Origin of the sequence: Citrobacter sp. BIDMC107, from assembly GCF_001037575.1 — a bacterium.
GTDB lineage: Bacteria > Pseudomonadota > Gammaproteobacteria > Enterobacterales > Enterobacteriaceae > Citrobacter > Citrobacter freundii.
Genome location: NZ_KQ089848.1, coordinates 626493 through 648034, shown reverse-complemented (window position 1 = coordinate 648034; position 21542 = coordinate 626493). Strand labels below are relative to the sequence as shown.

Below are 21542 nucleotides of genomic sequence, written 5' to 3'. Positions count from 1 at the left end.
GTCTGTTGTAAAAAACGAGATTATACCGTAACCCTCACCACTAAACACCTGGAAAGCGCCGCGAAACGGTTGTGATGACGCGCGGCAGTTCACAGGCTGGATATTCTTTTCTTCAGATGCCGAAAAAGCTGATATTCTGATAAGAGTTACACGGTAACATTGAGATCGCAATGAAATATCAACAACTTGAAAATCTTGAAAGCGGATGGAAATGGAAGTACCTGGTGAAGAAGCATCGCGAGGGGGAGTTGATTACCCGCTATGTGGAAGCCAGCGCTGCCAAAGAAGCCGTTGATTTGTTGCTAACCCTCGAAAATGAACCGGTTCGGGTCAACGCCTGGATTGAAGAATACATGAACCCTGCACTGCTCAATCGTATGAAGCAAACGATCCGGGCGAGGCGTAAGCGGCACTTTAATGCAGAACATCAACATACGCGTAAGAAATCGATCGATCTGGAGTTTATGGTCTGGCAGCGTCTGGCTGGTCTTGCGCAGCGGCGTGGAAAAACGCTTTCTGAAACTATAGTGCAGCTGATTGAAGACGCAGAGCATAAAGAGAAGTACGCGAACAAAATGTCGACATTGAAGCAGGATTTACAGGCGTTGCTGGGAAAAGACTAGCGGTTGGCTGGTGTAACAAGAGGCTTGTTTTGAGTGGAAACAGATGAAAAAAAACCCCGCATAGCGCGGGGTTTTTTTATAAGACGATAACTTAAGCCTGAGGCTGAGTTACAACGTCTTTGATGCCTTTAACTTCGATCTCAACACGACGATCCGGAGCCAGGCAGTCGATCAGTGCAGCGCGAGCTTTCACGTTGTCACAGGTGTTGCCAGTAACTGGGTTGGATTCACCCATGCCACGTGCAGAGATTTTGTCAGAAGGAATACCTTTAGAGATCAGGTAATCAACAACGGACTGAGCACGTTTCTCGGACAGACCCTGGTTGTAAGCGTCAGAACCGATGCGGTCAGTGAAGCCCAGAACCACTACGGAACCGTCTTTCGGATCCAGGTTGCTCAGCTGGCTGTACATCTGGTCCAGAGCCTGCTGGCCTTCTGGTTTCAGAGTTGCTTTGTTGAAGTTGAACAGAACGTCAGACTTCAGAGTGAAGTGCTTGGTCTGTACTTCTGGAGCCGGAGCCGGAGCAACAACTACTGGAGCTGCTTCTTCCTGCTGGCCGAAACGGTAAGAAACACCAACGCTCAACAGGCCGTTATCCGGACGACCACCAACGGTGTTCGCGTCACCGATGTTGTTGGTCCACTGGTATTCCAGACGGGTAGCGATTTCAGGAGTAATTGCATACTCTACGCCACCAGCGAATACTGGGGATACACCAGTGTCGTGGTCTTTGAAGCCTTCGTTGTTTTTAGCGTCTGCACGCCAAACCATACCACCCAGACGGGTATAAACGTCCAGATCGTCAGTGATTGGGTAACCCAGTTTAGCGGTCAGCTGAACGCCCTGAGCTTTGAAAGCGCCGTTTTGATGAGTCTGGTCGGTGTAGCCTTTGTACGGCATACGGCCTAACCAGTCGTAACCCATTTCAAAACCAACGTACGGGTTAACCTGATAACCACCGAACGCACCGGCACCCAGTTGGCTTTCGTGGGTCGGACCGGCGTTGTTGATCTGGTTGTTGCCAATATCATGGTACTGAGACCAGCCCATTTTAGCACCAGCGTACCAGGTGTTATCTTTCGGAGCGGCCTGCGCCACGGTAGCGAAACCAGCCAGTGCCACTGCAATTGCGATAGCTGTCTTTTTCATTTTTTGCGCCTCGTTATCATCCAAAATTCGCCATGAATATCTCCGAAGAGAGATAACACGGTTAAATCCTTCACCCGGGGACCAGTTCAATAGTTGCTCTACCGATATCTGCGGCTTACGCCGAGCACCCCTGGCGATGTAAAGTCTACAACGTAGTTGAAAACTTACAAGTGTGAAGTCCGTCAGGCATATGAAAAAAAAAGGCTTGTATACATAATATTTAACATTTATTGATGACTAAATGCACTGAGGATTTCCTGAAAACCGCTTGAGACAGGCGTTCGGACGAAAAACGCGTTAAAGCTCAAAGGCAAATTGAAGCATGAAAAAAAATTCCAGGATAAATCCTAATTTTACTCAATGATACAAATTCGAGTGAATTTTTAGCCCGGAATGCTGTCTCCCCGCAAGTGACTGTGCGCAAACAGGACGCATGATAAAACCCATCGCATTTCCTTCATCAGCCGCTTTGACTAGTTCGGCATGTTCATCTTCCGTTAATTCTTCCGCCAGCCAGCCAATGACAACACTGTAATTACCTGTGCGCAGCGCACGGATCATCGATTCCAGCGTATTGCAGGGGGAGAGTTGACTAATCTGCATTACTTTTGTCAATGGAAGTCCGGCTGACTGCACCCACTCCCGGCTTAATTTTTGCTGAGGCGTCAGCCACAGCTGCCAGCGTGATTGCTGCCCTAACTGTTGCAGCAGAGGAAGCAGCAGTAGTTGCGTCATCATGGGCTGGTCCTCGCGATAGACTACTTCACTGATAAGCCCAGCGGTTGCGTTCTCTGATGAAACGCGCGCAATGTTGCTTGATGCGGAAGAGAACGACGAAGAACGATTTGCATAGCCTGAAGTGTACATAATCAATCCAGCCCTGTGAGTTACTGTATGAATATACAGTAACCCTGCCATCAACAAAGATCAACCTTATTTTCGGAAACAGGTTCGCAATTTTTAGTTGTCGTCACGGGAAAAATAAAATTCATCTTGCCCCATACGCATAAGTTGCCTATTTTCGTCATTAACGGATCCGCTATTGAAAATCATTTGCTTACGTTATGATTTAAAAAGGATTTTTATGAAAGAGCTTTCTTATGCAAGGATCTATAAATCGCAGGAATATCTGGCTTCTCTGGGGACAATTCACTATCGCTCACTGTTTGGTGGCTACAGTCTGACGGTTGGCGATACGGTCTTTGCCATGGTCGCCAATGGTGAGTTGTATCTTCGCGCCTGTGAACAGAGCGCCCAGTATTGTGTACAAAATTCTCCTGTCTGGCTGACATTTATTAAGCGGGGACGTCCTCTTGTACTTAATTATTACCAGGTGAACGATGCCCTGTGGCAAAACCAGCAGCAACTGGTGTCGTTATCGCGATATTCGTTGGATGCAGCGGTTAAGGAAAAACAGAGTCGCTTTACCCAGCATCGTCTGCGGGAATTGCCAAATATGACGTTTCATCTGGAGACTCTGCTGAATGAAGTTGGAATTAAAGATGAGGGGACCATGCGGTCGTTGGGAGCACAAATGTGCTGGCTGAAACTTCGGCAAAATAACCCGGCTCTGACGGTAAAAGTACTCTATGCCCTTGAAGGCGCGGTAGGGGGGATACATGAAGCCGCGCTCCCGGCGACGCGTCGCCAGGAGCTGGTGGAGTGGGTAAGTTCTCTTACGCCGGAATCGGGGTATTAGAAGGTAGTACGGCAATTTGCTGCTGTAATCGCCGGATTTCCGGGAGCAGAGCGATCAATAACCCAACTTGCTGAACGACCAGAGGCTCTTTACTGTCCGGGCGTGGTTCCAGGTGCTGAATTCGCTGCTTCAGCCCTTCTAACGCCTGGTATACGCGTTGCTCGTCAGCGGGTTGATGGTGAAGGGCATCATCAACATAGCAAACAGCGTCATCCAGCAATGCCAGAACGTCTGGATTGGTCAACTGTTCGCGATGTGCGCCAAGCGCAGAAATATAGCTGGTAAACGTATGGTTGAGACACAGTAAACGGAACGCCGTTTCGCGGGTTTGGGTCGTCACATCCGGCTCGCTCGACATGTTTGACACCACGGAGGCGAGTTCAGCATCACGGTTATGCGCGTCACGGCGAGCGATACGGTAGGCCAGACGATTATCACGACCCTGATGGTATTGTTCGAGAATTGCATCAAGGTAGCGGCAGTTAGCGTCAGTCGCCCGCTCAATTACCCGTGGTAGATTACGAAAACGCCAGTCTGGCCAGATGAAACTGACAGCCGCCCAGGCGATAGCACAGCCAATTAGCGTATCGATGACACGCGGCAGTGCAACCTCAAAACCTTCGCCGAGCAGGTTAAAGCACAGTAATACCAGCAGCGTGATAAACATGGTGGCGTGCGCATACTGGACGTTGCGAAAGGCAAAAAACAGTACACCAGTGATCACTAAAAGTATTAGCTGCCCTTCTAAAGAGGGCACAAACCACAGGATCGGTAAACCGATGGCAATACCAACCAACGTGCCGATAATCCTGAGCGCCAGGCGATGTCGGGTGGCATTGTAGTTTGGTTGACAGACAAACAGGCTGGTCAGCAAGATCCAGTATCCGTGATTCATGCCAGTTACCTGGATAATGGCATAACCAACACAGAGCACTAACGACATGCGGACGGCATGGCGAAACAGTGCGGACTCTGGGGTGAAATTACGGCTCAGGCGTAACCAGATATCACTGAATCCATGGGGACTGTCATCAGCAAGCTGATTTTCAGACTCATTGCGCGAGAGTACCTGAGCCTGTTCAGACTCAATGGTGGCCAGTTGCGCATCGATAGCCCGCAGGTTCGATAGTAAGAATCCCAGCGTATTGAGCAGATCTGCAGGCTCACCACTGGCACGCATGCGCTCAAGTGCGGCATCTATATGGGTGAAGACGCGCTCAAAGTGCGGATCGTGCTGGTAAGGCGTGCGCAATAAAATACAACGAGACAATTGTGAACAGGCTTGTCCTTGCATCGACATCAACCGCTGGAAGCGGAACATCACATCGCTATGACGGAAATGATCGCGTAGCGTTTGATATTGAATATGTGAGGAGCTTGCGCGTTCATGAATATCCTGCGCCACAAAATAGTAATGTAGCGTGCGACGTGTTCCCCGTTGTCCACGGTCACCGCGCAGGCGAGTCAGCAGCGACACTTTGGTCTGGTTTAGCGTTGCCATCAGTTGCCCATTAGCGAGGGCTAAATCATACAACGGCGCCTGGCTTTCATCTTCGATGTCGGGATCAAAAAGACGCGACTTCAGTTCCAGGTAGTGCGCTAATTGTTCGTAGCTGCGGGCCAGATTGTCCTGTAAGGGGCGGATGGGGAACAGAAGATGTCCGGTGAGCGTCAGCAGGTTATACCAGATAGCGCCAGCGAGCAGCAGGATTGGTTGTTGATACCACTGATCGTAAAGCGAGGTGCCCAGCATCGTGTAAATGGCGATGAGCAACGCGCCAAAAGCGATGGTTGCATAGCGCTGGCCTAATCCCCCCAGCAGAATAAAACCGCTGGTGGAAAGCGTTAACCCAATAGCAAACAGCCAGGGCCATGGGAAGAGCAGTTCAACGGAGGCTGAGGCAATAAAAAAGCACACCAGCGTGATGATTAAATTGCGCAGTCGGCCCGCGAGACGATCATCGAGATCGGTAAGTGCGGCAGCGACCATACCTAGCGTGAGAGGGATGGTCAGCTTGACGTCACCCAGCCACCAGGGCAGCGCCGTTGTACCGCATAGCGCGATAAAAATCCGCACGTAGTACAGCCAGGTGCTGTTCCAGGTATAGCGTTTGAGCAGAGGACTTAACATAAAGGCCATTGGTCCTGATTATTCAAAGCGACGACGTGCATTGGCTTCACGCGCTGCACGGGCAACTTCTACTGAAACTACCCGGCGACCCACCGGCCAGAGCGCAATGGCAGCGATTTTAAAGTTCGCAATGCCAACCGGAATACCAATAATCGTTATGCACTGAGCAATACCAGAGACAATGTGCATCAGACACAACCACCAGCCGAAGAAAATTAGCCAGAAAATATTGAGCACGGTGCCGCCGGTATTCAACAGGACGCTTTTACCGGCAGGATTCAGTTCATCGACATGTATCGCTTCGTTGCCATAGGGAAACAGTGAAAGTCGGGTTATCTCCCAGCATGAACGGGTCAAGGGTAAAGTAAAAATAAGCACGATACTGACCAGCGTTGCCAGTAACCAGGCCAGGGTGGTGGCGAACCCCCCAAGCACAAAATTTAAAATATTCAGAACAGTACGCATAAACCCTCGGTTAACTCTGGTTTTCTGTGAATTCGGCAATTGTAACGTTTTTTTGGGCTGGAGCACGTTTTCTCTGGCGGTTACACTGATAAGCAAACCTCTTCGTGTGGATCCGCTTGAGTCTTATGGAACTGAAAGCTACTTCTCTTGGAAAACGTCTGGCACAACACCCTTACGATCGGGCCGTTATTCTCAATGCCGGGATTAAAGTTTCCGGCGATCGTCACGAGTATCTTATTCCCTTCAATCAGTTACTGGCTATTCATTGCAAACGTGGTCTGGTGTGGGGCGAGCTGGAGTTTGTACTCCCGGATGAGAAGGTGGTTCGTCTTCACGGTACAGAGTGGGCGGAAACCCAGCGCTTCCATCATCATTTGAATGCACTCTGGCAGCAGTGGAGCCAGGAAATGAGTGACGTTGCTGCGGGGGTTTTACAGCAGCAGTTGGATGCGATAGCGGCGCGTACTAGTGAAAGTAAATGGCTGACGCGCGAACAAACGTCAGGGCTGCAGCAGCAGATTCGCCGTGCCTTTGCCGCGTTACCGCTCCCGGTTAATCGGCTGGAAGAATTTGAAAATTGCCGGGAGGCGTTACGTCAATGCCAGGCGTGGTTGAAGGACATTGAAGCCTGCCGCTTACAGCACAATCAGGCGTACACCGAGGCAATGCTGGAAGAGTATGCTGAGTTTTTCCAGCATATTGAATCTTCGCCGTTGAACCCTGCTCAGGCGCGCGCGGTAGTGAACGGTGAGCAATCATTGTTGGTACTTGCAGGGGCTGGAAGCGGTAAAACATCCGTATTGGTCGCCCGTGCGGGCTGGCTGCTTGCACGAGGAGAAGCCGCGCCAGAACAGATCCTGTTGCTGGCGTTTGGACGCAAAGCAGCCCAGGAGATGGATGACCGCATTCGTGAGCGTCTGCATACGGACGAGGTCACTGCACGGACGTTCCATTCACTGGCGTTGTACATTATTTCGCAAGGTAGCAAAAAAGTTCCAACAGTGAGCAAGCTGGAAAATGATGCCGCCGCTCGCAGTAAACTCTTTATAACGACCTGGCGTCAGCAGTGCAGTGAGAAAAAGGCTCAGGCTAAAGGCTGGCGACAATGGTTAGAAGAAGAAATGCAGTGGTCTGTACCCGAAGGTAACTTCTGGGATGACGAAAAATTACAGCACCGTCTGGCCTCCCGGTTGGATCGCTGGGTTAGTTTGATGCGGATGCATGGTGGAGCACAGGCGGAGATGATTGCTAATGCTCCGGAGGAGATCCGCGATCTGTTCAGTAAACGCATAAAGCTAATGGCGCCGCTGCTCAAGGTCTGGAAGAGTGCCCTGAAGGATGAGAATGCCGTCGATTTCTCCGGGTTGATCCATCAGGCTATTGTCATTCTGGAGAAGGGGCGGTTTATCAGTCCGTGGAAACATATTCTGGTCGATGAATTTCAGGATATTTCCCCTCAGCGCGCCGCCCTGTTAGCCGCCTTGCGAAAGCAAAACTCGCAGACCACACTGTTTGCCGTGGGAGATGACTGGCAGGCCATTTACCGGTTCAGCGGAGCACAGCTTTCTCTGACGACCGCATTCCAGCAAAATTTTGGTGAGGGCGATAGCTGTAATCTGGATACGACTTACCGTTTTAATAGCCGGATTGGCGAAGTCGCAAACCAGTTTATCCAGCAAAACCCACATCAGCTCACGAAACCGCTGAACAGTCTGACGACCGGTGATAAAAAAGCAGTCACGTTGCTCGATGAAAGTCAGTTAGATCTGTTGCTGGATAAGTTGTCGGGTTTTGTGAAAGCTGAAGAGAGAATTCTGGTGCTGGCGCGGTACCATCATCTGAAGCCAGCCAGCCTGGACAAAGCGGCCACCCGCTGGCCCAAGCTGCAGTTGGATTTTATGACTATTCATGCCAGCAAAGGGCAGCAGGCGGATTACGTCATTGTTATGGGGCTTCATGACGGGAATGACGGTTTTCCGGCTCCGGCTCGTGAGTCGATTATGGAAGAGGCGTTACTCCCGGCTGTTGAAGATTTTCCTGATGCTGAAGAGCGGCGGTTGCTGTATGTGGCGCTAACGCGTGCACGACATCGGGTATGGCTACTGTTTAGCAAAGACGCGCCATCATGTTTTGTTGATGAGCTTAAGCAATTAGACGTTCCGGTGACCCGGAAACCCTGAAAAGCAGGCGGCAGTTGCCGCCTGCTTAGCGTTTATTTGAGGCGTTCTGCAAGATAACGGGCGTAATCCGGGATCAAGATATCCGTTGCGTCGTTGAAGTTTGGCGACTGGATAATAAAATCAGCCGTTGACACGTTGGTGGCGACCGGAATGTTCCAGACTGTGGCCAGGCGTAGCAGGGCTTTGACATCAGGATCGTGGGGAACGGCGTTGAGCGGATCCCAGAAGAAAATCAGCACATCAATTTTCCCTTCTGAAATTAGCGCACCCACCTGCTGGTCACCCCCCATCGGGCCGCTCAGCATGGCGTTGACATCCATTCCTGTCGCGCGTTGAATTAGATTTCCTGTTGTTCCTGTAGCATACAGAACGTGTTTTTCCAGTAATGGCTGGTGGCGTTCAACCCAGCTCATCAACATCTTTTTGCAGTGATCGTGTGCGACCAACGCAATATGTTTCTGCGCTGGTAATGTGCGAGTCGTTAATTCCATAGTACAGCTCCCAAGTTAACCTTGTTACAGAGTACTGGAAGCACTTGACGCTGCAAGAGAAAGACAAAAAAAATGCGTATACGAACATAAATGTCACGATGGGGGCTGTTTCTCAGCCCATTGTAAGAAGTTACTTCGCGTTTGTGCGTCGGCCTGTTGAAACCAATATTTTAAGCGCTGCTCGGTCAGCGTTTGCGACTGAGGCGGCACGCGATCCAGTTCAGATACCCCGGAAAGCAGCGAACTGTCATCGGCCATCATCGTGGCAAATTGCGGTAAAGACGCATGCTTAGCCGCTTTGTTATAGCGCTCTGTTTCCATTTCATAATCTACGATTTTTGCGGTGGATGTGATTGACAGAATATCCAGCTTAACCGGTATAGGCATGGAATCCCCATCCAGCAGTTCTACGCGTGGTGCATCATCAAAATGCGTTGCATCTCGCTCGTTGCTCAGACGTGGCAGGTGAAAATTAACCTGACTGACGAGTTGGGTATCAAAGCTGATGACCAGCGGGGGCGAAATATACAGACGTTCTTCGTGGCTGGACAGGCGAATGGTTTTTTCTACGCGAAACACGAGCTGGTGCCGACCATTTTCCAGCTCAATACTTTCGGCACCACGCAGTAATGAGCTGGAGACTTTTTTTCCGTCCAGCACCAGAAGGTCAATATCATTAGACAGACGTAGAGAGGTAGCAAAAACGGTTACCGGCAAACACAGGGCAATTAAGGCTGTCACAATGCCGGCTTTCATAAGTTTCTCCTGTCCAGAAAAAATCTGTATAAGATGTATCTAAATTTTTCGATAATCATGTTTACTAACATATAGACATATTTTTGAGTTTAGCTCTCATGCGCCAGTATGGGATGAATGGTCGCAAAGTCAGGTTTGTCGTAAACTTTGCTAAACAGCCTGGAGGAAAACGATGAAAGAGACCGATATTGCTGGCATTTTGACAACGACCCGCACGATTGCACTGGTGGGTGCAAGCGATAAACCCGATCGCCCAAGCTATCGGGTTATGAAATATTTACTCGATCAGGGCTATCACGTTATTCCTGTTTCACCGAAAGTTGCCGGAAAAACACTGCTGGGGCAGCAGGGCTATGCGACGCTGGCAGATGTACCAGAGAAAGTGGATATGGTAGATGTCTTCCGTAATTCCGAAGCGGCGTGGGGTGTTGCTCAGGAGGCAATTGCCATCGGCGCGAAGACCCTATGGATGCAGCTCGGCGTGATTAACGAGCAAGCAGCCGTACTGGCTCGTGATGCAGGGTTGACGGTGGTGATGGATCGTTGCCCGGCGATTGAGATCCCGCGGCTGGGACTGGCTAAGTAAGGTTGATCTGTAGCCGAACAAAACGCACAGACCCGATTAGCTAATCGGGTCTGTGTTTGCATCAATTGCGCAGGCGCGGGGCCTGAAGCTGTTTTCGAATTGTTCGCGCCAGTTCATCCATCGACGGTTGCTCCGGATGTTCTTCCTGTAGCTCGCTACTCAGTTGTGCTTCGGCCAGATACGTATGTACTGGCAGACCATTATCGTCTTCCATCACCACGTGATACCAGGGAGCGGCGCGAAGTTCGTCGTTAACCGCCAACTCATCGGCTGACGGTTGATCAAGCGAATATTCCGGGTCGATATCCACGACCACTCCGAGGTAACCTAACAGAGAATGGCGGACCTGCTGGCCGATACCGAATTTGCTGGCAATCATAGTCACCTCCCGGGAAATAGATACCCTCTATGTAAGGGTAATATTCCACTTTTCAAGTTACATGATGCGACAGGCAAACCCTTTCAGATACAGCCCTTCCGGGTAGGTAGCGATCACCGGGTGATCGGCGGCCTGACGGAACTGCTCTATAAATTGTACATCACGACCAGCATCTATTGCGGCATCAGCGATGATTTTCTGAAATAAATCGGTGGTCATAAGCCCAGAGCAGGAGAAAGTCAGCAGTACGCCGCCCGGATTGAGTAACTGAATAGCCAGCATATTGATGTCCTTATAGCCGCGGCAGGCGCCCATCAACTGGCTTTTGTTTTCGACAAATTTCGGCGGATCCATCACGATGACGTCGAATTTCTCACCACGATCGCGATAAGCTCGCAGAAGTTTGAACACATCATCACGCACGAACTCAGCTTTGCTCAGATCCAGCTTGTTCAGTTCCACGTTCTGGCGGGCAATATCGAGCGCTTCCTGAGAGGTGTCAACGCTGACGACCTGACGGCATCCACCCATTAATGCTGAAACCGCAAATCCACCGGTATAAGAGAAACAGTTCAGCACACGCTGATTTTCCACATAACGACGCGTGGCCAGGCGGCTATCGCGTTGATCGAGGTAGTAACCGGTTTTGTGACCATGCTGAATATCAACCAGTAGCTTCATGCCGTGCTCTTCAATTGGCAGCAGTGCTGGCGGAAGCTCGCCCGTTACTGGCCCTTGAGTCAGCTCCATACCTTCTTTTTTACGCACCGCAACATCGCTACGGTCATAAATGGCGCAGTCCGGGAAAACAATTTGCAAAGCGCTAATCAGCGCTGCGCGTTGGTATTCAGCCCCCGCACTAAGCAACTGCAACACCAGGAAGTTGCCGAAGCGGTCAATGGTGACACCCGGCAGACCATCGGATTCGCCGGCGATCAGACGGTAGCTGTCCAGACCGTCTTTTTTCGCCAGCCAGTCACGCCATGTCTGCGCCTGCTGCAGACGACGGGTGAAGAAATCAATATCGATGGACTCAGACTTGTCAAATGTCCAGACGCGTGCACGGATCTGCGACGCGGGTGAGTACGCGCCGCGTGCTAACCATTTACCCTGATGATCAACAATATCGATGGTTTCACCGAGGTTGGCTTTACCTTCCATACGTGCGACAGCACCGGAAAATACCCACGGATGGCGGCGCAGTAATGATTTTTCGCGCCCTTTGGCTAACACTAAACGTACACTCATAATTTACTATTCTGTCAATTCAAAGAAATGGGCGCCATTGTCCTGAGTTTTACGCATATTTGCAACGCGCGCTGTGATGATAAGGAGAACCGCAATGTCGAAAGTCTGCATAATCGCCTGGGTCTATGGCCGGGTTCAGGGGGTAGGATTTCGCTACACCACCCAGCATGAAGCACAACGGCTGGGATTGACCGGATACGCGAAGAATATGGATGACGGCAGCGTAGAGGTTGTCGCCTGCGGTGAAGGTGACCGGGTGGAACAACTGATGAAGTGGTTGAAAGCCGGGGGGCCGCGAAGCGCCAGGGTAGACAGAGTTCTCAGCGAACCCCATCGTCCTGGCGACGAACTAAAGGGATTTAGTATCCGTTATTAAATACATTTCACCGGTTTCGGCAGGCCGGCAATTTTAGTCGCCTGCTTGGCCGGACCTTTTGGGAACAGGCGGTAGAGATAACGGCTGTTGCCTTTCTCTTCGCCAAACTTGTTGGCCATCGCTTTTACCAGCATGCGGATAGCGGGGGAGGTATTAAATTCCAGATAAAAATCGCGGACAAAACGCACCACTTCCCAGTGTTCTGCGGAGAGCGTAATGCCTTCGTTTTCGGCGATTTTCTCGGCCAGCGGCTCGCTCCACAGCGTGGTATCTTTCAGATAGCCTTCGCTATCGGTACTGATTTCTTTACCTTCAAAGATCAACATAATTTGTCACTACGTTAGTCAAACTGGCGGCAGTTTACCAAAAAAGAAAGCCCCGCATAAGCGGGGCTGGATAGTGCGAGTTGACAACTTAGTCGCGGCTGGCGAAGCCCAGAATGCTCAGCAGGCTGACGAAGATGTTGTACAGCGAAACATACAGGCTGACCGTTGCACGGATGTAGTTGGTTTCACCGCCACGGATGATATTGCTGGTTTCAAACAGGATAGCGCCTGAAGAAATCAGAATAAACACCGCGCTGATGGCCAGATGCAGAGCTGGCAGTTGCAGGAAGATATTCGCAACCATACCAATCAGCACCACCACGATACCTGCCATCAGCATACCGCCGAGGAAGGACATGTCTTTACGGGTGGTCAGCACATAGGCAGAACAGCTGAAGAAGACCAGAGCAGTGCCGCCCAGCGCCATACCGATAACATCACCCATGCCTGCAGACAGGTAGGTGTTCAGAATCGGTCCCAGAATGTAGCCCAGGAAGCCGGTGAATGCGAAAGCAGACAGAATTCCGACCGGCTTATCCGCAGTTTTATATGTCAGGAACATCAGACCATACATTCCCACCAGCGTCAGGATTAGACCCGGGGATGGCAGCATCAGCACGGTGCTTGCCGTTGCGGTGATGGCAGAAAACGCCAGCGTCAGGCTGAGCAGAAAATAGGTATTGCGCAGCACTTTATGCGTGCTGAGTAGCGATGTACGGTCGCGCGAAGAACTAATAATACGATCCATGAGTCACTCTCTTATGACAGATGTAATTAATGATGGAGGATAATGAAATCAAGGGGAATGACACAGCGGTTTTACCCATCTTTACGCATTTTAACCCGCCAGACTTAAGCATATTATTTCAGCAAAAGTGTCTAAATTAGATGTTACCACTTATTGTTTGAAAATGTCAGATCGACATCTTATAGGTCACTGAAAAATATTGCGTTATTCCTGAATCTCTCTGACAGTGAAAGCGGTGTCTACATAAAACAGAACAATAAGGTGCAGGGAATGACTCAACACAAATCGAAGGTATTTACGTTTACGCTGTTGGCCGCCTGTATGATATCAATAAACGGCGCGGCATGGGCAGCTCATGTTCCCGCAGGAACAGCATTGGCTGAAAAGCAGGAACTGGTGAGAAATAACGGCAGTGAGCCGGCATCGCTGGATCCGCATAAAGTCGAAAGCAACGTTGAGTTTAATTTAATCAGCGATATGTTCGACGGTCTGGTTGCTGTCAAGCAGGATGGGTCTATCGAGCCCCGCCTTGCGGCATCCTGGGAGAATAAAGACAATACTATCTGGACCTTTCATTTACGTCCGGGCATTACCTGGTCTGATGGCTCTGCGATTACCGCACAGGATGTTGTCTGGAGTTGGCAGCGTCTGGTCTCGCCGCAAACGGCTTCACCTTATGCTTCGTATCTGGGCAATATGCATGTTGCGAACGCGGTTGATATTGCCCAAGGGAATAAAGATCCCGCTACACTAGGGGTCAAAGCCCTGGATGATACCACGCTGGAAATTACCCTGACGCAACCGACGGCGGCGTTTCTGGCGATGCTGGCGCATCCATCGCTGGTGCCGCTGGATAAAGTTCTGATTGGGCGTTTTGGCGACAAGTGGACCCGACCAGAACATTTTGTCAGCAGTGGGCCGTACAAACTATCGCAATGGGTGGTCAATGAGCGCATCGTTGCCGAGCGTAACCCACATTACTGGGACGATCGGCATACGGTTATTAATAAAGTTACTTATTTGCCCATCAGCTCAGAGTCGGCTGACGTAAACCGCTATAAGGCCGGTGAAATCGACATTGTTTATAGCGTACCGGTCAATCAGTTCGCCCAACTGAAAAAAACGATGGGCGATGAACTGCATGTCTCTCCCCAGCTTTCAACGTATTACTATCAGTTCAATACAACCCGCGCGCCGTTTAATGATCCGCGCGTGCGCCGGGCGCTGAATATGGCGCTGGATAAAGACATCATTGCGCAAAAGGTGATGGGGCAGGGGCAGCGAGCAGCGTGGGTTATCAGCCAGCCGGAAATAGGTGGGGTGAAACTGCATGCACCGGAGTATGCGTCATGGCCGCTCGAAAAACGTATTGCTGAAGCCAAAAAACTGCTTGCTGAAGCCGGTTTTGGTCCTGAGCATCCGCTTAGCTTGAATTTGCTCTACAACACCTTCGAAACGCACCAGCGTATTGCGATTGCCGCATCGTCGATGTGGAAGAAAAACCTTGGCGTCGAGGCGAAGCTGCAAAACCAGGAATGGAAAACCATGCTGGACACTATGCACACCGGTAATTTTGACGTCGTGCGCTATGCGTGGATAGCCGATTATGATGATGCTTCAAGTTTCCTCAATATTTTCCGTACCGGTGATAGCGAGAATACTACCAAGTACAGCAACCCCGCCTTTGATGAAGCGATGCGTAATGCGGCGAAAGCAAATTCACTGGAAGAACGAGGCAAATACTATCAGCAGGCTGAAGATCTTTTAGGTGATGATGTCCCTGCGATTCCGGTTTACCACTATGTCCGCACGCATCTGGTGAAGCCGTGGGTGGGGGGATTTGCGCCGGATAACCGGGGAAATTACTACACCAAAGATATGTACATCAAAAAACATTAAGCGTTGTAGCTGGTATTTGTGCTGATTAAATGGTCAATCTGTTGTTATTTCAGTCGATTAACAACATTTTGGCTGTTTTTCAGGCAAACGAACACATTGGTGCTTTACAGGTCCGTTCGGGATGTTTATAGTGCGCCTCATTGGAAGCGTGGCCGAGCGGTTGAAGGCACCGGTCTTGAAAACCGGCGACCCGAAAGGGTTCTAGAGTTCGAATCTCTACGCTTCCGCCAAACATGAACCCCAAGCTATCAAATAGCTTGGGGTTTTTTCATTTTGCTTGATTTATATTTTTCCTTCCTTTACTTGTCTTAGTCGCGCGAGGGCAACAGCGCAGCTGACCGGTTGAATGCTGGTGAACTGAGTAATCCCCCGCCTCGCAAGACCTACATGAGCGAACGTCTCTTCATTCGTCGTAATATCCATAGCAGCCCCAGCATAATAGCCAGATAGCCCATAACGTAATTCCCTTGCTGTTTTCGTTCAGAGAGCGCCGGATCGGCTGCCCATGCCAGAAAGGCGGTAACATCCCTGGCGTATTGCTCCTCAGTTTCAGCTTTCTGTGACGCCGGACTCCATTGGATCTCTCCGCTATTCAGCGGTTTCGGCATGTTAATCACGCCGCCCGGAAAATAGCGGTTAGCCTTCAGTTCGGGATCGTCAGGCAGATAGCCGGTGAGTAGTGCGTAGACGTAATCAGCTCCCTGGTCCGTGTAGGGCAGAAAAGCATCTAACAGGAATTGCGGAAATCCACGATCGTATGAGCGGGCGCGGACGATATAGCTCAGGTCAACAGGTTCTGCGCCATTATTAAGGTATCGAGCTTCCCGCTCGTTTAAATATGGCGATATAAAGCTGTCATTTAGCGTCCCGTCCCGCTCACCCATCTGGCCGTCATCCTGAATCTCAGGAAACTGATAGCCGTTAGCGATACTTCTTGCTTCTTCTTCCGTGAGTTCCGGGCCGCCGGATCTGGTCAAGGTTCGAAAGGTAAGGTGCTTCATGCCGTGACAAGCGCGACACTTCTCTTCATAAACCTGCAGACCACGCCGAAGCTGCTCTTTATCATACTGGCCATTGATGCCGCTGAAACTCCATTCCTGTCGTTCAGGCGTGGTTTCTTGCGCATAGGTGGAGCCCAGTCCCAATAGAGAAAAACACAGAACACTGAATTTCAATAGTCGTTTCATTATCAGTCCTGTTTTTCCAGAAAACGACGGCAAGGTAATACGATTAAAAACCAGGCAAACCAAATCAGCGTCGAAAGCTGGGACGCGGCACGTATCCAACCTTCTTCGTTACGAAAACCGTCAAGAAGGTCGGGGCCAACCAGCGCTTTCGATCCTAACCAGCCTAAAAAGCAGGCATTGATGACCCACAGCCAGAATCCGCATTTGACCAGCTTGCTGTAATGGCGAAAACGAGCCCGGGAGGTATCAAGCCAGGGAAGAAAATAGAAAATCAGTATCGAACCGCACATCGCGGCTAGTCCCACGAATTCATTCGGGAAACAGCGCAAGATGGAGAAGAAGGGAAGGAAATACCATTCTGGCGCAACAATCGCCGGTGTAATCGTTGGGTCTGCGGGAATAAAGTTATCGGCGCTGCTCAGATAGTGCGGAGCAAAGAATAAAAACCAGGCGAAGAGCATCAAAAAAAGGGTGATTTTGATGGCATCGAGATCGGTAATTTTGTAATCGAACAACAGGCTCCTGGACTCTTTCTCGCTGAACTTCTTTTTCATCGCCTGGGCAAACGCTGACTGTACGGTTCGAATATGAAAAACCGTTGCCACGACAATCACAAAAGGAAGAATAAAGTGGATAACAAAAAAGCGGCCAAGCATCGGTGTTCCCGGCGTATGGCTACCGACTAAATATGCGTATAACGTATCACCCACTAGCGGAATGGCCTGGGCAAAGCGAGTAATGACCGTTGCCGCCCAGTAGCTTTTTTGCCCCCAAATAAGACTATAACCAAGAAATGCGGTTATCATCAGGAGGATATACAGCGTGACGCTAATTAACCACATTGTTGTCCAGGGCTTGCGGTACACGTTGTAGTACATACCGCGAAAAATATGCAGATAACAGGCAAAGAAAAAGAGCGATGCGCCAATAGCATGCATATTACGTATCAGTTCTCCGTGGCGAACCGCACGCATAATATGAATAATGGAGTCAAATGCCAGCCCGGCTGTCGGCACGTAAAACATCGCCAGTACGATACCTGTCAGGATCTGCACGCCGAGCATAACCAGCAGGATTGCGCCGATAGCGAACAGCCAGAGTCCGGCAATCGAACGAGGAAAAGGAATTCGCCAGCGAAGCGAATAGACGCGCTCACTCATCATGTCAGGCTTCCTTAGTGCCGATACGCACGATCTGACCATCAGAATGAAAGGCGTAATCCGGGATTGCCAGGTTGGCCGTTGCGGGGCCGCGCGTCACGCGCCCGGAGGTATCAAATTCCGAGCCGTGGCACGGACAAATCCAGCCCAGCCCTCCCGGCTGGGCGTTGGGGACACATCCGGCATGTGGACAGTACCCTTGAACCACCAGCCATTGGGGATGAACCGCAGAGACCCTCTCGCTGTCAGACTGTGGGTCAATAAGCGTATGCCAGTCGGTATTTCTGGCGGCGACAATCTCTTCCTGCGTGCGGTGGTGAATAAGAATCAGCTTTCCCTGCCATATGCGCCTGATGGTTTGTCCAGCAGCAACACCCGCAAGAGAAACATCAATCGGTTCATTTTCCCCTAGCGTTTTCTCATCCGGGCTTAAGGCCGAAACCAGCGGCCACACGGCAGCCGCGACGCCCGCCGCGCCGACGAATTTCGTCAGTTTACACAGGCATTCCCGACGCTGTTCCTGGATTTCGCCATCTGCAAGTTTTTTATCTGCCACCTTGTATTTCTCCCAGAGTAATGCGGATTATTGTTTGTCGATACGCGCGTAAATTTCCTGAAAGCGCTTATCAGCAATACCTGGCGCTTTGAATGCCCGATAGCTGTCCGGTAACGTGGTATCGCCAACCTTAATCATCATCACCATGCCCTGAGCGTAATGCGGTGAACATTTGATGCCGTAAAATCCAGGATTGTCATAAGTCACCTCGATCTCTTCATCTATTTTTCCCATGAAACCGGGATAGTCAGCTGGAGACAATTCTGCAATTGAAGCCGCGTTGTGGCTTTTATGCTTACGGATAAACTTCACCGTATCACCGGGTTGGATCTCCAGATAATCCGGCTCGTAGACCATCGGCCCCGCAGACCCACGATTCTTCATCAACACTTCGTGAGTTTGCGCGAAGGCTGAAGAGGCGAGGGCGAGTAAACACAAAACTTTCAGACTCTGTTTGAGGTATTTCATCGATTCTTCCTTAAAATTCATCAGGTCTTTGATAACGAATAAAACAGTTTTCACTACCCGCTTCATTTTCGACAACGGCGTCGATACCAAACCAGGCATGGAGATTTTCGCGGGTAAAAACGGTGCAAGGTTTACCCTGCATCGCCATATGTCCGGAGGTCATTACGATGATGCGATCGCAGAACATTGCGGCATGATTAAGGTCGTGCAGAGCAGCAATCACCGTGAGCTTTTCACGTTTAACCAGACTCAGCAGGCCAATCTGATGTTGAATGTCGAGATGGTTGGTGGGTTCATCCATCAGCAACAATTGCGGCTGCTGCGCCAGCGCCCGTGCAATATGCAGGCGCTGTTTTTCTCCCCCGGAAAAGGTATGCCAGCAGCGGTGCTGTAATTCACTGAGATCGACCTTCTCCAGCATCGTTTGTACGATATCGTCATCTTTGGCAGACCAGGGGGTGAGCAGGCTAAGCCAGGGGGTCCGTCCCAGAGAAACGGCTTGTAAAGCGGTAAGCCGCTCGCTGGTTTCAGCCTGTTGTTCGACCAGCGCCACCTGTTGCGCAAGATGACGCCGCGAATAGTGCTGGAGCGCTTTTTGCCGCAGAGTGATGTGCCCGGAAGTCGGCTTCAGCAAACCGGCCAGCAGTGAAATCAGTGACGTTTTGCCCGAGCCGTTGGGACCGATGATACCGACAAACTCGCCGGGAGTTACGCGGAGAGAAATATCATCAACAATCGTCTTACCCTTTACCTTCCAACGCAGATTGCAGGCTTCAATAACGGCTTGCGCAGAGGTAACAAGTGGCTGTACGAGGTTTACCGTCATTTGTTCTGGTTTCCTCTTATCAGAATGATTGAAAACGCAGGCGCGCCGACCAAAGCCGTGATTACCCCAATGGGCAGTACCTGGCCGGGTAGTAACGTGCGGGAAATAACATCGGCGACAATGAGGAAAATGGCGCCGGTAAGCGCACTAACCGGCAGCAGTCGATGATGCTGGTTGCCGACCAGCAAACGAGCGGCATGAGGGATCACCAGACCGACAAAGCCGATCGCACCAACAATGGAGACCATAATCGCTGTCATACCGGTGACAGCAGCAATCAGTACTGCGCGGGTACGTTTGACCGGAATGCCCAACGATGCCGCGGATTCAGCGCCAAAGGAGAACGCATCAAGGTGGCGGGCATAACAGAAGCACAGCGCAATACCGACCAGAGCGGTAGGAATAGCTAAGACAACATCGGGCCAGCGTACACCGCTCAAATTGCCTAACAACCAGAACATAATTCCGCGTGCTTGCTCGGCGTTTGCTGAGCGGGTGATGATAAGCGACGTAATCGCATTGAACAGTTGCGAACTGGCGATCCCGGCAAGAATGATTTGGGTTGTAATCCCGCCGCCTTGTTTACCGCCAGCGGCCATCGCCAATAGCGCAACGAACAGAAATGCCGTCAGCGCACCAATGAACGCCCCTAAAGACATACTGATGATGCCAGCCCCCAGTCCCGTGAGCGCAATCAGCACCGCACCGGTAGATGCTCCGGCAGAAATCCCCAGTAGATAAGGTTCGGCGAGCGCATTGCGCAGCAACGACTGCAACACTACGCCGGAAACAGCCAGGCAGGCGCCGCAGCTGGCTGAGACCAGTGCTCGGGTCAGGCGGTAGTTCCAGACGATCCCGGCATCCAGTGCATCGACAGGATAGTGGGTATCGAAAAGATGATTTGCCAACGTGCTGAGTACGTGCCGCCAGGGGATAAACGTTTCGCCGATGGAAATCCCCGCCAGCAGTACGCAACACATCAGCGCACTGACCCAAACGGCATGACCACCGACTCTCACCGCAAGCTGACCAACAGCGCGACGCATCCTGCGAGAATCACTCATGATTATCTGCGTTCCTGAGTAACGGAGATGCGCTATACCGTGCCGTGATATAGCGCAAAATGTAGATTAATGAGCAGCCTGCGGATGCGCTAAGCCATATTCAACCAGAGCGTCAGCCAGTTTTTCCACCCCATCAATAGTTCTGATCCCGGCATTCATTGTCTGTACGTCAATGGCCGGCAGATGGTTTTCTTTGACGGCAGGAATCAGTTTGGTGACAGGATCGGACTGGAGGTATTCCATCTTGATCTTCCAGTCATCTGCCGGGAAGCGTCGGCGGCTCATCTCACCGAGCACAATGACAGAAGGGTTAGCTTTAGCGATGGTTTCCCAGCCCACCGTTGGCCACTCTTCAGCAGAATCAATGACATTTTTCACACCCAGCGTTTGGGCTATCCATGCTGCTGGGCCAAACTTCCCGGCAACGTAAGGATCGAGCTGTAAATTGGCGCTTGAGAACCAGAACACGGCAGAAACATTCTTATCCATGCCGGTAATTTTATTTTTTGCTGCTGATTCACGCGCTTTAAGGCTGGCAATCAGCGCTTCGCCTTTATCCTGAACATCAAAAATTTTTGCCAGATCGGCGACTTCCTGATACACCATAGCAATATCAAACATGCCCTTACGAACACCATCACCCCCATCTTCGTTATCCTTAGCACAGTCAGCTGGCGCGGTGTAAACGGGCACCTTCAGTTCACTAAACTGTTCGTATGAGGCAACTGTGCCAGCAGGGCCGATTTGCCATTCAAACTGGCTGGCGACCAGATCTGGTTTTTTAGCCACAATTCCTTCAAAGCTGGGAATATTTTGCGCAATGACGGCAACTTTTTCATTTGCTGCTTTGTAAGCATCCAGTACCGGGCCAAACCACAACGAAGTACCCACGACGCGATCGGCCAGCCCCAGTGAATAGAGAATCTCGGTACTGTTCTGACCCACGGTTGCCACGCGCGTTGGTGCCTGATTAAAGGTAATATCGCGTCCACAGTTTTTAATCGTCAGAGGATATTCGGTTTTTGCCGCGTTAGAAAAACCGGAAGTCAACAGTACAGTGGTTCCAACAATAGCCAGAAGCGTTTTTTTAGAAGAGAAAAATGTAGAATTAGCGTGCATTATCATCGTCCCGTTGATGCCAGAATCTTAAAGTCTGGTCATGGCTCATTTCATTCCATATATCGGGAGGAGACATGAAGATAGATGACATTAAATCGTGAATTT

23 protein-coding genes and 1 tRNA gene are annotated in these 21542 nt (G+C 50.7%); 7 read left to right on the top strand and 17 right to left on the bottom strand.

Going from position 1 to position 21542, the window contains the following annotated elements; genetic code table 11:
* Positions 1 to 170: 170 nt before the first annotated feature.
* Positions 171 to 623 (top strand): macrodomain Ter protein MatP, encoded by a 453-nt coding sequence (gene matP / locus SK39_RS03220; RefSeq protein WP_003035881.1) that lies wholly within the window; start codon positions 171 to 173, stop codon positions 621 to 623.
* Between the two features lie 91 nt (positions 624 to 714).
* Here the strand turns inward: matP and ompA are convergent, their stop codons facing one another.
* Positions 715 to 1773, bottom strand: a complete 1059-nt coding sequence (gene ompA, locus SK39_RS03215; protein ID WP_003836839.1) for a porin OmpA — start codon at positions 1771 to 1773, stop codon at positions 715 to 717.
* A gap of 357 nt (positions 1774 to 2130) precedes the next feature.
* Positions 2131 to 2640 (bottom strand): SOS-induced cell division inhibitor SulA, encoded by a 510-nt coding sequence (gene sulA, locus SK39_RS03210; RefSeq protein WP_003035886.1) that lies wholly within the window; start codon positions 2638 to 2640, stop codon positions 2131 to 2133.
* Positions 2641 to 2857: 217 nt separating this feature from the next.
* Between sulA and SK39_RS03205 the strand changes: the two genes are divergently transcribed.
* Positions 2858 to 3472: a TfoX/Sxy family DNA transformation protein gene (locus SK39_RS03205; protein ID WP_032936287.1), complete on the top strand. Its 615-nt coding sequence runs from the start codon at positions 2858 to 2860 to the stop codon at positions 3470 to 3472.
* Here the strand turns inward: SK39_RS03205 and yccS are convergent.
* Both yccS and SK39_RS03195 read right to left on the bottom strand, forming a co-directional pair.
* Positions 3450 to 5603: a YccS family putative transporter gene (yccS, locus tag SK39_RS03200; RefSeq protein ID WP_032936477.1), complete on the bottom strand. Its 2154-nt coding sequence runs from the start codon at positions 5601 to 5603 to the stop codon at positions 3450 to 3452. The two genes, SK39_RS03205 and yccS, sit on opposite strands and share 23 nt — an antisense overlap.
* A gap of 18 nt (positions 5604 to 5621) precedes the next feature.
* Positions 5622 to 6068, bottom strand: coding sequence for a YccF domain-containing protein (locus tag SK39_RS03195; RefSeq protein WP_003035892.1), 447 nt, complete (start codon positions 6066 to 6068; stop codon positions 5622 to 5624).
* Positions 6069 to 6193: 125 nt separating this feature from the next.
* On the opposite strand from SK39_RS03195, the gene helD reads away from it, so the two are divergent.
* Positions 6194 to 8248 carry a DNA helicase IV gene (helD, locus tag SK39_RS03190; RefSeq protein WP_032936286.1) on the top strand — a complete coding sequence of 685 codons (2055 nt, stop codon included), beginning with the start codon at positions 6194 to 6196 and terminating at the stop codon, positions 8246 to 8248.
* A gap of 32 nt (positions 8249 to 8280) precedes the next feature.
* On the opposite strand, the gene mgsA is transcribed toward helD, so the two are convergent.
* Positions 8281 to 8739, bottom strand: coding sequence for a methylglyoxal synthase (mgsA, locus tag SK39_RS03185; protein WP_003035897.1), 459 nt, complete (start codon positions 8737 to 8739; stop codon positions 8281 to 8283).
* 93 nt (positions 8740 to 8832) lie between these two features.
* On the bottom strand, positions 8833 to 9495 hold the full coding sequence (gene csgI / locus SK39_RS03180) for a curli synthesis inhibitor (RefSeq protein ID WP_003836835.1): 663 nt from the start codon (positions 9493 to 9495) through the stop codon (positions 8833 to 8835).
* 172 nt (positions 9496 to 9667) lie between these two features.
* On the opposite strand from csgI, the gene SK39_RS03175 reads away from it, so the two are divergent.
* A complete protein-coding gene (locus SK39_RS03175) occupies positions 9668 to 10081 on the top strand; it encodes a CoA-binding protein (protein ID WP_003035903.1) in 414 nt (137 codons plus the stop codon).
* A 61-nt stretch (positions 10082 to 10142) separates the two neighbouring features.
* Here the strand turns inward: SK39_RS03175 and hspQ are convergent, their stop codons facing one another.
* On the bottom strand, positions 10143 to 10460 hold the full coding sequence (hspQ, locus tag SK39_RS03170) for a heat shock protein HspQ (protein WP_003035905.1): 318 nt from the start codon (positions 10458 to 10460) through the stop codon (positions 10143 to 10145).
* A 57-nt stretch (positions 10461 to 10517) separates the two neighbouring features.
* Positions 10518 to 11708, bottom strand: coding sequence for a 23S rRNA (cytosine(1962)-C(5))-methyltransferase RlmI (rlmI, locus tag SK39_RS03165; RefSeq protein ID WP_032936284.1), 1191 nt, complete (start codon positions 11706 to 11708; stop codon positions 10518 to 10520).
* A 94-nt stretch (positions 11709 to 11802) separates the two neighbouring features.
* On the opposite strand from rlmI, the gene yccX reads away from it, so the two are divergent.
* A complete protein-coding gene (yccX, locus tag SK39_RS03160; protein WP_003836833.1) occupies positions 11803 to 12084 on the top strand; it encodes an acylphosphatase in 282 nt (93 codons plus the stop codon).
* On the opposite strand, the gene tusE is transcribed toward yccX, so the two are convergent.
* Together tusE and yccA are read right to left on the bottom strand one after the other, a co-directional pair.
* Positions 12081 to 12410 carry a sulfurtransferase TusE gene (tusE, locus tag SK39_RS03155; RefSeq protein WP_003035914.1) on the bottom strand — a complete coding sequence of 110 codons (330 nt, stop codon included), beginning with the start codon at positions 12408 to 12410 and terminating at the stop codon, positions 12081 to 12083. The two genes, yccX and tusE, sit on opposite strands and share 4 nt — an antisense overlap.
* Before the next feature lie 88 nt (positions 12411 to 12498).
* Positions 12499 to 13158 (bottom strand): FtsH protease modulator YccA, encoded by a 660-nt coding sequence (gene yccA / locus SK39_RS03150; RefSeq protein ID WP_003035917.1) that lies wholly within the window; start codon positions 13156 to 13158, stop codon positions 12499 to 12501.
* A 270-nt stretch (positions 13159 to 13428) separates the two neighbouring features.
* Here yccA and SK39_RS03145 point away from each other — a divergent pair, with 270 nt between their 5' ends.
* Positions 13429 to 15057 carry an ABC transporter substrate-binding protein gene (locus SK39_RS03145; RefSeq protein ID WP_032936281.1) on the top strand — a complete coding sequence of 543 codons (1629 nt, stop codon included), beginning with the start codon at positions 13429 to 13431 and terminating at the stop codon, positions 15055 to 15057.
* A 142-nt stretch (positions 15058 to 15199) separates the two neighbouring features.
* Positions 15200 to 15287: transfer RNA gene (locus tag SK39_RS03140), tRNA-Ser, on the top strand.
* Between the two features lie 153 nt (positions 15288 to 15440).
* Here SK39_RS03140 and SK39_RS03135 read toward each other — a convergent pair.
* The 7 genes from SK39_RS03135 to SK39_RS03105 all read right to left on the bottom strand — a co-directional run bounded on the left by SK39_RS03135 (position 15441) and on the right by SK39_RS03105 (position 21437).
* On the bottom strand, positions 15441 to 16244 hold the full coding sequence (locus SK39_RS03135) for a cytochrome c1 (RefSeq protein WP_032936279.1): 804 nt from the start codon (positions 16242 to 16244) through the stop codon (positions 15441 to 15443).
* Between the two features lie 2 nt (positions 16245 to 16246).
* Complete coding sequence (locus SK39_RS03130) at positions 16247 to 17407, bottom strand: cytochrome b (protein ID WP_032936278.1); 1161 nt, start codon at positions 17405 to 17407, stop codon at positions 16247 to 16249.
* Between the two features lies 1 nt (position 17408).
* Positions 17409 to 17960, bottom strand: coding sequence for a ubiquinol-cytochrome c reductase iron-sulfur subunit (petA, locus tag SK39_RS03125; RefSeq protein WP_003846882.1), 552 nt, complete (start codon positions 17958 to 17960; stop codon positions 17409 to 17411).
* Positions 17961 to 17987: 27 nt separating this feature from the next.
* Complete coding sequence (locus SK39_RS03120; protein WP_003035925.1) at positions 17988 to 18428, bottom strand: pseudoazurin; 441 nt, start codon at positions 18426 to 18428, stop codon at positions 17988 to 17990.
* 10 nt (positions 18429 to 18438) lie between these two features.
* Positions 18439 to 19254, bottom strand: a complete 816-nt coding sequence (locus SK39_RS03115; RefSeq protein WP_003846879.1) for an ABC transporter ATP-binding protein — start codon at positions 19252 to 19254, stop codon at positions 18439 to 18441.
* Complete coding sequence (locus tag SK39_RS03110; protein WP_003836829.1) at positions 19251 to 20318, bottom strand: FecCD family ABC transporter permease; 1068 nt, start codon at positions 20316 to 20318, stop codon at positions 19251 to 19253. The genes SK39_RS03115 and SK39_RS03110 overlap by 4 nt, the downstream gene beginning before the upstream one ends.
* Before the next feature lie 66 nt (positions 20319 to 20384).
* A complete protein-coding gene (locus SK39_RS03105; RefSeq protein WP_048216642.1) occupies positions 20385 to 21437 on the bottom strand; it encodes an ABC transporter substrate-binding protein in 1053 nt (350 codons plus the stop codon).
* Between the last annotated feature and the right edge of the window lie 105 nt (positions 21438 to 21542).